Genomic DNA, 12,843 nt, shown 5'->3' on the forward strand with positions numbered 1-12,843 from the left:
CCGGCCCGGAGGGCCAGGCTCAGCGGTGGGCGAGCGTCGTGCCGCCGTCCCAGCTGGTGCCGACCTGCACGTGGTAGCCGCTGATGACCTCGCGCACCGGCAGCGTGGAGGCCACGTCGTCCCACGGGGAGTCGAAGAGCTCGAGGGTGGCGTCGGCCTTCCAGGCCTGCCCCGCCTCGAAGCCCACGCCGCTCATCGTGAGCACCTCGTCCAGGGACCACCCGTCGGCGCCCCGCTCGATCGGGCGGACCTGGCGGTGGTGGAGCATCGGCAGCGCGTTGACGAACCCGTTGGTGTCGCTGGGCCCGGTGAGGGTGATCGTGGCCTGCGCCAGGCGGTGGTCGTACGCCGCCAGGGTGGCGCCGAAGCGGCCGCCGGCCTCGATGCGCGGCGCCGCCTTGCCGAAGGGCATCGGCCGGGTCTGGTGGATCGAGCCGAGCTTCTTGGGATAGCCCTGGTAGACGCCGCGGGCGATCGCGAAGTCGGTGGTGACCCAGATCAGCACGCACCGCGAGTAGGTCACGCCCTCGTAGCGGCACCGCACGACCGCGAACGCCTCCTTGTACTGCGACCGCGCGGGGTCGAGCAGCTCGGCGCCGCCGTCGGAGCAGGACTGCCAGTCGGCCCAGATGAAGGCCACGGCACCGGGATCCTCCTCGGCGAGCTCGACGTCGTCCGGCAGGATCGCCCGGACCCGCTCGACGTCGGTGCGGTACTCAACGGTCAGCAGGTCGCCGCTGTAGAACCACGGCGGGTGGGGGATGAGCGCGCTGCGTCCGCTCTCGGTGAACGGCGGGGCGAAGCCCTTGAGCTCGGGCACGGGAGGCTCCTGTCGTCGGTGGTGAGCGGGTCAGGCGCGGGTCGCCGGCACGACGCCCTCGTCGGCCAGCATGGCAAGGACGATCTCGCGCACCCGGAGGCCGGCGACGTCGGCGCCGACGTTGACCTCGGGTCCGGGGCCGTCGGTGTCGATCACCCGCTGGGTGAGCTCCATCGCCGTCCGCACCCGCGCGTAGTAGTCGGCGAACATGGTGCGCATCTGCTCGTCCGCGTCCGCGTCGCCGAGGGCGAAGTCGCGGCTGACCCGCCAGTGCAGGCGGCTGCGACCCTCGTCCACCGGGGTGATCAGGTGGGTGAAGCGCAGCCGGGCGACCACGCCGTCGTCGTCGGCGACGTCCCAGTGGTCGACCCACAGGGCGGGGGAGACGAAGTAGCCCTCCTGGATCGTCGCGAGCTCGCGGCCCCCGCTGCCGGTCATCGCCGCCTGCCACGCCGGCATCGGGGCCGGTGGGAAGCGGCGGCGCAGCTCGACGGTGGTCTCGGTGACCACGACGTCCAGGGGCGGGGGAGCGCCGTCGAGCACCGCCGGGGCGATCTCGGGCGCGACGAAGGGGACCTGGGTGACGTCGGCGAAGTTCTCGTGCAGCAGCAGGAGGCCGGCGGCGACCTCCGTCGTCGCGCCGACGGTGTCCCACCCGGCGCCGGCGAGCCAGGGCAGGTCGGGCACCCGGTGCAGGCGGGCCCGGCCCGGCTCGCCCAGCCAGACCCAGACCACGCTGTCGCGCTCGTCCACGGGATAGGCGGTGACGCACGCGCCGAAGGGGACCCGCGGCTGGGTCGGCACGGACACGCACTGGCCGCCGGCGTCGTACACGAAGCCGCACAGGCCGCAGCGGACGTGGTCGCCGACGAGGCTGCCCGCCGAGAGCGGGTAGGGGCGGTGGGCGCACCGGTCCTCCAGCGCGACGACCGCGCCGCCCTCGGTCCGGTAGAGGACCACGGGGCCGGCGACGGTGCGGACGGACAGGAGGTCGCGGCCGACGTCCTCGGAGGACGAGAGCGCGTACCAGCAGTCGCTCGGGACGGCGGAGGAGAAGGCTCTGCGGGGAGACGTCATCGGCGGGCCCTCCTCACAGGTCCAGGACGAGGCGGTCGGAACGGCACCGGGACACGCAGACCATCATGGCGTCGTTCGCCGCCTGCTCGGCCTCGTTCAGGACGGAGTCGCGGTGGTCGACATCGCCCTCGAGGACGAGCTGCTCGCAGGTGCCGCAGATGCCCTCGTGGCAGGAGCCGAGGACCGGGATGCCGGCGTCCTGGATCACGTCGAAGACCGACCGGTCCGGCGGCACGGTGAGCGTCATGCCGGACGAGGCCAGCACGAGCTCGAAGGAGCGCTCGCCCTCGGCGGGCGCCTCGGTCTCCTTGGCCGCGAACCGCTCCAGGTGCAGCGCCCCGGGGGGCCAGCCGGTCTCGCAGACGGCCTCGACGGCGCCCAGGAGCCCCTCGGGCCCGCAGACGTAGACCAGGGTGTCCGCGCGCGGCTCGCCGAGGACCGTCGCGAGGTCGAGGAGGCCGGCCTCGTCCTGCGGGACCAGGGTGACCTTCTCGCCGTACGCCGCGAGCTCGTCGACGAACCCCATCGACGACCGGGTGCGACCGCCGTACCAGAGGTGCCAGTCCGCACCGGCCGCCTCGGCCTCCGCCATCATCGGCAGCAGCGGGGTGATGCCGATCCCGCCGGCGAGGAAGACGTAGCGCGGCGACGCCACGAACGAGAAGTGGTTGCGCGGGCCGCGCACCCGCACGGTGCTGCCGACGGCCAGCTGGTCGTGGACGTACGCCGAGCCGCCGCGGCTGTCGGGCGCCTTGAGCACCCCCACGCGGATGACCCGGCTGTCGGCCGGGTCGCTGCACAGCGAGTACTGCCGCACCAGCCCGTCGCCGAGGATCAGGTCGACGTGGGCGCCGGGCGTCCAGGGCGGCAGCGCGTCGCCGTCGGGATCGACGAGGGTCAGCGCGACGACGTCGTCGGCGACCCGGTCGACCGCCTCGACGACCAGGTCGCCCTCGTGCTCGCGGAGCGTGGTGCGGGTTGCGGTGGTGGACTCTGTCATCGGCTGGGTCATCGGCTGAGTCATCGGCGCGGCTACTTGCTGACGATGCGGAGCGGGAACTGCTTGATGCCGTTGACGAAGTTGCTGCGGACCCGCCGGATCTCGCCGGTCTGCTCGATCTCGGCGATCCGCGGCAGCAGCGTCTCGAAGATGATCCGCATCTCGAAGCGCGCCAGGTTCGAGCCCATGCACGTGTGCGGGCCCTTGCCGAACGTCATGTGGTCGTTGGGCATCCGGTCGAGGCGCAGCTCGTAGGGGTCGTCGAACTTGGTCTCGTCGCGGTTGCCCGAGGCGAACCACATGACGACCTTGTCGCCCTTCTTGATGGTCTTGCCGTGCATCTCGACATCGCGCGTGGCCGTGCGCCGGAAGTGGTAGACCGGCGAGGCCCAGCGGATCAGCTCCTCGATCGCGATCTGCATCTTGTCGGGGTTCTCCAGGAGCCACTGCCGCTGCTCGGGGTAGTCGATGAGCGCCTTCATGGAGTGGCTGATCGCCTGCCGGGTGGTCTCGTTGCCGGCGACGACCAGCAGCAGGAAGTAGTTGTCGTAGTGCTCGGGGGAGAGCGGGACCCCGTCCTCGGGGATCCGGTTCACCAGCTTGCTCACCAGGTCGTCGGCGTCGCCGCCCGTGCGCTCGGCGGCGAGCTTGCGGCCGTACTCGAAGATCTCCAGTGACACCGGGGAGCTGAAGGGCAGGTGGCGGTACTTCTGCGCCTCCTCGGAGTTGACCAGCACCCGGGCGTACTCGGGGTCGGAGAAGCCGACGATCTCGTTGCCCCACGCGATCAGCTGGGGCGTCATCTCCTCGGGGGTGTCCAGCAGCCGGGCCAGGACCGCGATCGGGTAGTCGGCGGCGATGGCGTCGACGAAGTCCATCTCCTCCTGCTGGAGGGCGGCGTCGACGGTCGAGCTGGCGAGCCCGCGCAGGAAGTCCTCGTAGCGGCGCAGCTGCGCGACGCTGAAGTCGCGCATGAGGAGCTTGCGCAGCGCCAGATGCCGGGGTCCGTCGGTCTCCAGGATGGAACGACGACGCTCCTGGTGCTCGGGCGGCGGCTCCTCGAGGTTGGTGAAGTTCATCGACGTGAACGTCTCGGGGTCCTTGTCGACCTTCTCGATGTCGTCGTAGCGCGTGATCGCCCAGAAGCCCGAGCCCCCGTCGTGCTCCTCGCACCAGTGCACGGGGTCCTCGCGCCGCAGGGTGTCGAACATGCCCCATGCGCGGTTCTCCACGAACACGTCGAGGTCCGCCAGGTCGACCTCGTCGAGCGGGACGGGAGTGGGTTCCATGCGAGGCTCCTTGCTGCTCCGAGCGGCTCCGTTGCGCAGTTCGTTTGGATCCGAACGTAACGGCCGGGGTAGGGCGCGTCAAGGGGTGGGTTTGCGATCCGCGGTCAGGGGAACGAGGTGCGCACCAGTCCTCGCATCTTTCTCGGGAAGGTCGGCCCCATGGCCCACGCACGCTCCTCTCGTCTGCTCGCCGCCGCCACGCTGGCCGCGGGTGCGCTCACCCCGCTCGCGGTCGGTGCCACGGTCGACTCGGCCTCGGCCCGGATCTGCTTCCACGACCACGCGTTCGTCAAGAGCACCGAGCGCGGCGCCGCCGTCTGGATCCCGACGAGCAACCACTTCAGCTCGCCCAGCAACCGCAGCGGCTGGCAGCAGGGCGGCCAGCAGGGCTACTCGGAGTCCGACGGTGCCCAGACCTCGAAGACCGAGGGCTCGGCGGACACGGCCGAGGCCGGAGGAGGGCTCAACTTCGGCGTCGCCAACGTGAGCACGAAGTACAACCACCAGTGGAACCGCAGCAGCACGACCGGCAACTCCCAGACCAAGACCTGGTCGCAGTCGGTCAGCCTGCCCTCCGGGAAGATCTCCCGGATGCGGATCTACCAGGCCGGGTGGCGGTTCCGCTTCACCTACGTGATCGTCAACGACGGTGGTCCCTCGTGCAAGAACCAGCAGTACACGCGGACCGCGGTGCTGCCGACGAAGGCGAAGGTGACCGCGATGCTGGTCGAGCTGTACAAGAACCGCGGGAAGACCCGCCCGCGCGGCTAGGACGAAGTACCCCTGATCATCGGGGGCGACCTCCTCTGGTGAGGGGGACGACCTGGCGGGAGCCTCGAAGGAGGTGGTGACAACGCCGTCACCGCCGCACGGAGAGGTTTCGGGATGTCCGTTCGATCGTGGGCGCTGTTGCTGACGGCGCTGTCCTTGACCATGTCCACCCAGGCCGTCCAGGTCGCCCGTGCCGGAACGGCGGCGACCCCCCGGGTGGTCTCCTCGGCAGGAGCGGCCACCTGGGGGCCGGTCCACCGCTTCGAGCGTGACCCGCGCGGCCAGTCGGTGACCGTCGGTCCGCACGACGTCGTCACCGTGGCCTGGGGTTCCCAGCGCGGGTGGCCCGAGCGGGTGAAGGTGGCGCAGCGCACCTCCGACGGCCGGTGGCGGGCGCCCGTGACGCTCGGTGTCGGCTACGCACCCGTCGTCGCGAGCGACGCCGGCGGCGACCTGACGGTCACCTGGTGCCGGGACAGGGCCGGCTGGACGACCGGTGTGTGGGTCGCGCGCAAACCGGCGGGAGGGCCGTGGACCCGGCCGGTCCACGTCTCGACGGACCGCGCCGCACCCGGCTACCCCGACGGTGCGTCCACCTACGGGGCCACGGGTCTCGACATCGCGACGAGCCCGTCGGGAGCCACCCTGGTGACGTGGCGGTCCGGCAGCTGGGACCGGGAGGTCCCCTTCCGCGTCGACGTGGTCTACCGGACCGGGAGCGGTGCCTGGGGGCGGGTGCAGACCCTGACCAACGGCCCGGGCCAGGCGATCGACGTGCATGCCGTCGTGGCCCGTGACGGCACCGCCTCGGTGGCCTACACCTGGGCCCCCACGAGGGGCCGGGAGCGGGTCGTGGTCCGGTCGCGCGCGGCCTCGGGCTGGCGACCCGCCGAGCGGGTCGCGCTCGGTGCCGTCGGGGCGATCGGCGTCCGCGCGGACGGGGTGCTCTTCGTGGCGCTGCTGTCCCGCGGCCGGGTGCTCGTCGCCCACCGTGGCGCCGCAGGCACCTGGGCGCCGCCGGACGCGGTGACGCCTCCGGACCTCCGGGTGCAGGACTGGGCCGCGGCGATCAGCGCGCGCGGTGCCGTGCTGGTGACCTACCTGGTGCGCCCCGACCGCGTCGACGCCGTACGCCGGGCCCCCGGTGGCCGCTGGAGCGGGCCGACGACCCTCGTCGTCCCCGAGCACCAGCCCGCCGGAGTGGTCGCCGGGGTGGACGCCCGCGGCGACCTGTTCGCCGGCTGGCACGACAACTACGGGATCTGGGGCCGCTACCAGGCCGCTGGTCGGGGCTGGCAGGCCACGACCACGGTGCAGGCCGATGTCGGTCAGGTCGACGTCCTCGAGGACCTCGCGGTCCAGGTGACGCCGAGCGGTGACGTGGCCCTGCTGTGGGAGCAGGAGGAGCGCCCGCTGCGGATGCGCGTGCTGTCAGACCGGTGACGCTCGGTCCCGCGGCGTCGGTCGCGGCGCCGGGAGTAGCCGACCCGACGTGGTCGGGGACCCCGGCGCCGGAGCGACGACAGGTCGGCCTAGAGTTCGAGCAACAGGCCGGCGTCGCGGGGCCGGGAGACCGGACATGCGGAGGTTGACGGCGTGCACATGATGCCCGACCTCCCACCCTTCGGGTGGCATGCGTTCTGGCACACCTGGCACCTGAACCTCGGGTGGCTGCTCTTCTGCGTGCTGGCCGGCGTCGGCTACCTGGTCGCGCTGCGCCGTGCGCGCGGTCGCGCGGGCATGCCGGTGCACCCGGCGCGGGTGGCCTGCTTCTACGGCGCCCTGCTGGTGCTCGCCTGGTGCACCGCCTCGGCGATCGACGGCTACGCGATGGCGCTGTTCTGGGTGCACATGGTCGAGCACCTGACGCTGATCATGGTGGTGCCGGCACTGCTGGTGCTCGGCAGCCCGCTGACCGTCGTGCGTGCCGCCGGCGACGAGCGGTGGCAGGCCCGCTTCGACCGGGTCGTGCAGCACGGTCCCGTCGCGGTGCTCACGCACCCCCTGGTCGGGCTGCTGGTCTACTCGTCGGTGATCTTCTACACCCACATGACGTCGTTCATGGACCAGATGATGGTGCACCCCTGGCTGATGCCGGCCGAGCAGGTGGCGTACGTCGTGGCCGGCTGGATGCTGCTGGTGGGCACGATCGGCGACGAGCCGATCCGCTGGCACACGCCCTACCTGTTCCGGATCATCATCCTCATCGCCGCGATGATCCCGGACACCCTGGTCGGGCTGGTCCTCATGCAGGCCACCACCGTGCCGTTCCCCGACTACATGATGATGCGACCGGCGTGGACGATGGCGCCGCTGGACGACATCGACGTCGCGGGCTCGCTCATGTGGGTCGGCGGGGACGGCCTGATGATGGTGCTGGCGGTGGGGATCGTCGTCGCGCTGCTCCTCGGCCACGGGCGCGACCAGTTCCTCGGCTCGTGGCTGGACTCGGCCCGCACCCAGGCGTTCTACGAGCACGTCGGGACCGAGGCGGAGCGGTCGACGAGCGCGACGATCGACGACGACGACGCCGCACTCGAGGCCTACAACCGGATGCTGCGCCGGCTCGACGGGTCGGCCCAGGAGCCTGGTCAGCGGCCCTGACGCCGCCCAGGAGGAGCACGGTCCCCGGCCGTGCCCGGTCTGATGCCCGCAGCGGTGGCGGGGGTCGGGTGGCGCTACCGTGGGATTGTCTGACACGCGACCGCACGGTGCGTCGACGCCCGTGCTCGGGGCCGGGACGTCGCGCGCCTGACGACCTGGAGGGACCCCGATGTCCGTCACCGCCACCCCGATCGAGCTCGAGGACGTCCACGGCGCGCACAACTACCACCCGCTGCCGGTGACCGTCTCGCACGGCGAGGGCGCCTGGGTCTGGGACGACGAGGGCCACCGCTACCTCGACTTCCTGGCGGCGTACTCGGCCCTCAACTTCGGCCACCGCCACCCCGACCTCGTGCGCGCGGCGCACGAGCAGCTGGACCGCCTGACGCTGACGAGCCGCGCCTTCCACCACGACCTCCTGGGTCCGTTCTGCGCCGAGCTCGCCGAGCTCGCCGGCAAGGAGATGGTGCTGCCGATGAACTCCGGCGCCGAGGCCGTCGAGACGGCGCTCAAGGTCGCGCGGCGCTGGGGCTACGAGGTCAAGGGCGTGCCCGACGAGCAGGCCACCGTCGTCGTGATGGACGGCAACTTCCACGGTCGCACGATCAGCATCATCAGCTTCTCCGGGGACCCGGTGGCGCACGACCACTACGGGCCCTACACGCCCGGCTTCCGGGTGGTCGGGTACGGCGACGCGGCAGCCCTGGAGTCCGCGATCGACGAGACCACGGTCGCCGTGCTCGTCGAGCCGGTCCAAGGCGAGGCCGGCGTCGTCCTGCCGCCCGAGGGCTACCTGGCCGAGGTGCGCCGGATCTGCACCGAGCACCGGGTGCTGATGGTCGCCGACGAGGTGCAGTCCGGTCTCGGCCGCACAGGCGAGACGTTCGCCTGCGACCTCGAGGGCGTCGTCCCCGACGTCTACGTGCTCGGCAAGGCGCTCGGCGGTGGCATCGTGCCGCTGTCGGCGGTCGTCGCCGACGGCGACGTGCTCGGCGTGCTCGACCCGGGCAGCCACGGCAGCACCTTCGGCGGCAATGCCTTGGCGGTCGCCGTCGGACGTGAGGTGATCCGGCTGCTCGCGACCGGGGAGCCGCAGCAGCGGGCCCGCGACCTGGAGCCGGTGCTGCGCGACGGGCTGGCGCCGTTGCTCGGGCACGGCCTGGTCGGGCTGCGCGTGCGCGGCCTGTGGGCCGGGCTGGACCTCGACCCGGCGCTCGGCACTGGCCGCGACCTCTGCGAGGCCCTCGTGGGCCGCGGCGTGCTGGTCAAGGACACCCACGGCTCGACGATCCGCGTCTCCCCGCCGCTGACCATCGACCGCGCCGACCTGGAGTGGGGGCTCGAGCAGGTGCGCGGGGCCGTCGGCGACCTGGTCGCCGCCGCCGGCTGAGGCGACCGCTCAGGCCGCGCCGGCCACCTGGCGAGCGGCGCGCAGCCCCGACAGGTAGGCGCCGTGCGCCGTGGCGGGGAAGCGCCGGTGGGTCGCCTCGCCGGCGAACACCAGGTGACGGCCGACCGGCTCGGCCAGGGTGTCGTGGTCGGCCGGGGAGGATCCCGGCGGCAGGTGCGAGTAGGAGCCGAGCGCGTAGCGGTCGCGGCCCCACCGCGTGACGAGCGCGCCGGTGGGGTCGGGGACCGACCGGCCGAAGATCGTGCGCAGCACCGACAGCGCGTCGGCGACCACCTCGCGGTCGCTGCGGCGCTCCAGCGCGAGACCGTAGTCGCCGGCGTTGAACCCCAGCAGGACCGGCGCCCCGACGACCCGCTCCATGTCGTACCACTCCGGCCAGCGCCCGGTGCGCGCCCCGATGTGGCCGATCAGCTGGAACCGACGGTCCCAGAAGACGCGGGGGAAGCGCAGGAAGCACTTGTCCAGCACGCCCATGCCCAGCCGGTCGATCGCCTGCTGCTTGCGAGCGGGGAGCGCGGGGGAGAAGGTCACGTCCCCCTGCTTCAGGACGCCGAGCGGAACCGTGACCACCGCGACGTCGGCGGCGTACGTCGTCTGCTCGGTGCGCACGCGCACCCCGTGCGAGGAGTGCCGGACCTCCCGCACGACCTCGCCGAGACGGACGTCGAGGCCCGCGGCGAACAGCTCCACGAGCTGCACGTAGCCGCCGCGCAGCAGCAGGTCCGGGCCGGGGAACGCGCCGTCGGCGTCGAACCACCACAGCGACAGGTCGGAGGTGCTGCCGCCCCACTCGTGCTCGATCTCGGTGTTCACCGCGAACCGGAGGTCGTGCGCGCGCGCCGCGTCCCACCGCTGCTGCGCCAGGAACCGGTCGACGAAGCGGGCCAGCGGCTCGTCCCGGGGCCGGCGTCGCTGGGCGCGGGCGATCGCGCGGTAGAGCAGGTCGAGGTCGTCGTAGACCCGCACCTCGCGGCGACGGCCGATCTCCCGGCCGTCCGCGCCCACGATGACCTCGCTGTCGTAGTCGGTCGGCACCGTGGCGAATCCGTGCCGCCGGGCGATCGGGGTGAACGGGTTGCCGTGAGAGCCGTGGATCCAGCTCGCCCCGAGGTCGAGGGGGACGCCCAGCCCGGTGGAGGTGTGGGTCCGGCCGCCGAGGCGCTCGCGCGCCTCCACCACGGTGACCGCGTGGCCGCGGCGGTGCAGCCACGACGCCGTGGCGAGCCCGGCCATGCCGGCGCCGACCACCAGCACGCGACGACGGGCGGCGGCACGCGCGGGCGCCGCGAGGGTGGCCACGGCGGCCGCGGCGCCACCGTGCAGGACGGCACGTCGGGAGGTCGGAGGGCTCATGGGCACCAGCATCGCGGTGATGGTGCGACGGCGGCCAGAGGGCCCGTCGAGCTCGGGACCCAAGGCCCGGCGCAGCGGGACCTCTCGCCCTCCGCCGGGAAATAGAACACGTTCTAGCCTCGGGGAGGCGCCCGCCCCGAGGAGGACCCATGCCGGCCACCGCACCCGTCCTGGACCACGTCCGCGACCTGCTCCCGTCGTTCCGCGAGCGGGCCGCGGAGACCGAGGTCGACCGCTGCGTCCCGGCGGTGTCGGTCAAGGAGCTGGCGGCGACCGGCTTCCTCCGGATCCTGCAGGCGCGCCGCTACGACGGCCTCGAGGGCGACCCGCTCGACTTCTACGAGGGCATCCGGCTGATCGCGTCGGCCGACGCCTCGACCGGCTGGGTCGCATCGGTGCTGGCGGTGCACGCCTGGCAGCTGGCACTCTTCCCCGACCCGGCCCAGCAGGCCGTCTACGGTGCCGACGCGGGGACGCTCGTCTCCTCGTCGTACGCGCCGACCGGCGAGGCCACCGTCGTCGACGGCGGCTACCAGGTCAGCGGGCGCTGGTCGTTCTCCTCGGGGTGCGACCATGCGCAGTGGGTGCTGCTGGGCGCGCTGGTGACCGACGACGACGGCCGGATGGTGGACTTCCGCACGTTCCTGCTGCCGCGCCGCGACTACCTGGTCGAGGACACCTGGGACACCGTCGGGCTCGCCGGCACCGGCTCCCACGACATCGTCGTCCCGGGCGCGTTCGTGCCGGCGGACCACACGCTGTCGATGACCGAGACCGGGCGGTGCGAGGGTCCGGGCCAGGCGGTCAACGACGGAGACCTCTACAAGCTGCCGTTCCACTCCCTGTTCACCTCCGCGATCACCACGCCGATCATCGGCATGGCGTACGGCGCGTACGCCGAGCACGTCGCCACCCAGCGCGAACGGGTGCGCGCCGCGTACGTCGGCGAGCGCGCGGCGGAGGACCCGTTCTCCCACGTGCGGATCGCCCGCGCGGCCTCCGAGGTCGACGCGGCCTGGGCGCTGCTCACCCAGAACCTGCGTGAGCTCCAGGCCTGCGTGGCACGCGGTGAGCAGATCCCGCTCGCCCTGCGCCTGAAGGTGCGGCGCGACCAGGTCGTCGGGACCGAGCGGGCGATCGAGGCGATCGACCTGATGTTCGACAGCGCGGGAGCCCGGGCCCTGGCCCGCAGCGGCCACCTGCAACGCGCCTGGCGCGACGCCCATGCGGGCCGGGTGCACGCGGCCAACGACCCGGACCGCGCGCTGCGGATGTACGGCGCGGCCGAGGTCGGCCAGAAGATCGCGCCGGGGATGTACTGATGGGGGCGAGGGGATGAGCACCACGGAGCAGCAACCGGCACGCAGGAGCTCGCGGCTGATCGACCCGGGCACGCCGCCGACTCGGTTCGCGCGGGGCTGGCACTGCCTCGGGATGGCCGACACCTTCCGGGACGGCGCCCCGCACACCGTCGAGGCCTTCGGGACCAAGCTCGTGGTCTGGGCTGACACCCAGGACCGGCTGCAGGTCATCGACGGCTACTGCCGCCACCTCGGGGGTGACCTGGGCCAGGGCTCGATCAAGGGCGACGAGGTCGCCTGCCCGTTCCACGACTGGCGCTGGGGCGGTGACGGGCGCTGCAAGGAGATCCCCTACGCGAAGCGGGTGCCGCTGCGAGCGCAGACACGCACCTGGCACGCGATGGAGCGCAACCACCAGCTCTTCGTGTGGCACGACCCCGAGCTCAACCCGCCCATCGCGGAGCAGATGGTCCCCGAGATCCCCGAGCTGGACGACGGCAGCTGGAGCGCGATGACGTGGGAGGTCATCGACATCCCCGGCTCCAACTGTCGCGAGATCATCGACAACATCGTCGACATGGCGCACTTCTTCTACATCCACGGGGGGTTCCCGACCTACTTCCGCAACGTCTTCGAGGGTCATGTCGCGGCGCAGTACATGAACTCCCGCAGCAGGCCGGACATGACCCGCTCGGCGTCGCCGGCGGAGGAGAGCCTGCTGACGTCGGAGGCTGCCTACTACGGGCCGTCCTACATGATCAACCCGCTGACCACGAGCTACCACGGCCTGGACATCGAGGTCATCCTCGTCAACTGCCACTACCCGGTGACCCCGACCGACTTCCGCCTGCAGTTCGGGCTGATGGTCAAGAAGATCGAGGGGCTCGACGACGCGACCTCGCAGGACGTCGCCGAGAAGTTCACGAAGATGTTCGCCGAGGGGTTCTTGCAGGACGTCTGGATCTGGCGCAACAAGACGCCGATCCAGAACCCGCTGCTGTGCGAGGAGGACGGTCCGGTCTACCAGCTGCGGCGCTGGTACGAGCAGTTCTACGTCGACGTCGCGGACATCACCCCGGAGATGACGGCACGGTTCGAGTACGAGGTCGACACGTCGTACTCGCGGGCGAACTGGGAGGCCGAGGTCGCCGACAACCTCGCGCGTCGGGCGGCAGCGCAGGAGCCGGCCGGGTCGGGCTGACGACCCGCCGCGGCTG

11 protein-coding genes are annotated in these 12,843 nt (G+C 72.3%); 6 read left to right on the forward strand and 5 right to left on the reverse strand.

All coding sequences use genetic code 11. The features are described 5' to 3' along the window. Window positions 1–19 precede the first annotated feature (19 nt). From ACILRH_RS08545 to ACILRH_RS08560, 4 genes are read right to left on the reverse strand one after another with little or no spacing between them, the layout of a single operon-like run. A complete protein-coding gene (locus ACILRH_RS08545; RefSeq protein WP_395692397.1) occupies window positions 20–820 on the reverse strand; it encodes an acetoacetate decarboxylase family protein in 801 nt (266 codons plus the stop codon). Window positions 821–850: 30 nt separating this feature from the next. Further along, window positions 851–1,897 carry a Rieske 2Fe-2S domain-containing protein gene (locus ACILRH_RS08550; protein ID WP_395692398.1) on the reverse strand — a complete coding sequence of 349 codons (1,047 nt, stop codon included), beginning with the start codon at window positions 1,895–1,897 and terminating at the stop codon, window positions 851–853. Between the two features lie 13 nt (window positions 1,898–1,910). Continuing rightward, window positions 1,911–2,897, reverse strand: coding sequence for a PDR/VanB family oxidoreductase (locus tag ACILRH_RS08555; RefSeq protein WP_395692400.1), 987 nt, complete (start codon window positions 2,895–2,897; stop codon window positions 1,911–1,913). Window positions 2,898–2,929: 32 nt separating this feature from the next. Continuing rightward, window positions 2,930–4,186: a cytochrome P450 gene (locus ACILRH_RS08560; protein ID WP_395692402.1), complete on the reverse strand. Its 1,257-nt coding sequence runs from the start codon at window positions 4,184–4,186 to the stop codon at window positions 2,930–2,932. A gap of 159 nt (window positions 4,187–4,345) precedes the next feature. Here ACILRH_RS08560 and ACILRH_RS08565 point away from each other — a divergent pair, with 159 nt between their 5' ends. From ACILRH_RS08565 to rocD, 4 genes are all read left to right on the forward strand, one after another. Then, window positions 4,346–4,957 (forward strand): hypothetical protein, encoded by a 612-nt coding sequence (locus tag ACILRH_RS08565; RefSeq protein WP_395692404.1) that lies wholly within the window; start codon window positions 4,346–4,348, stop codon window positions 4,955–4,957. Between the two features lie 114 nt (window positions 4,958–5,071). Further along, complete coding sequence (locus ACILRH_RS08570) at window positions 5,072–6,400, forward strand: hypothetical protein (RefSeq protein ID WP_395692405.1); 1,329 nt, start codon at window positions 5,072–5,074, stop codon at window positions 6,398–6,400. Between the two features lie 159 nt (window positions 6,401–6,559). Then, complete coding sequence (locus ACILRH_RS08575; RefSeq protein ID WP_395692896.1) at window positions 6,560–7,561, forward strand: cytochrome c oxidase assembly protein; 1,002 nt, start codon at window positions 6,560–6,562, stop codon at window positions 7,559–7,561. Window positions 7,562–7,730: 169 nt separating this feature from the next. After that, complete coding sequence (gene rocD / locus ACILRH_RS08580; protein ID WP_395692407.1) at window positions 7,731–8,951, forward strand: ornithine--oxo-acid transaminase; 1,221 nt, start codon at window positions 7,731–7,733, stop codon at window positions 8,949–8,951. 9 nt (window positions 8,952–8,960) lie between these two features. Here the strand turns inward: rocD and ACILRH_RS08585 are convergent, their stop codons facing one another. After that, window positions 8,961–10,325: a flavin monoamine oxidase family protein gene (locus ACILRH_RS08585; RefSeq protein ID WP_395692409.1), complete on the reverse strand. Its 1,365-nt coding sequence runs from the start codon at window positions 10,323–10,325 to the stop codon at window positions 8,961–8,963. A 149-nt stretch (window positions 10,326–10,474) separates the two neighbouring features. On the opposite strand from ACILRH_RS08585, the gene hsaA reads away from it, so the two are divergent. Together hsaA and ACILRH_RS08595 are read left to right on the forward strand one after the other, a co-directional pair. Beyond that, complete coding sequence (hsaA, locus tag ACILRH_RS08590) at window positions 10,475–11,647, forward strand: 3-hydroxy-9,10-secoandrosta-1,3,5(10)-triene-9,17-dione monooxygenase oxygenase subunit (RefSeq protein ID WP_395692411.1); 1,173 nt, start codon at window positions 10,475–10,477, stop codon at window positions 11,645–11,647. A gap of 13 nt (window positions 11,648–11,660) precedes the next feature. After that, window positions 11,661–12,827, forward strand: a complete 1,167-nt coding sequence (locus ACILRH_RS08595; RefSeq protein ID WP_395692413.1) for a Rieske 2Fe-2S domain-containing protein — start codon at window positions 11,661–11,663, stop codon at window positions 12,825–12,827. Window positions 12,828–12,843: the final 16 nt, after the last annotated feature.

Origin of the sequence: Nocardioides sp. (genome assembly GCF_044226765.1) — a bacterium.
In the GTDB taxonomy this organism is placed as follows: Bacteria; Actinomycetota; Actinomycetes; order Propionibacteriales; family Nocardioidaceae; genus Nocardioides.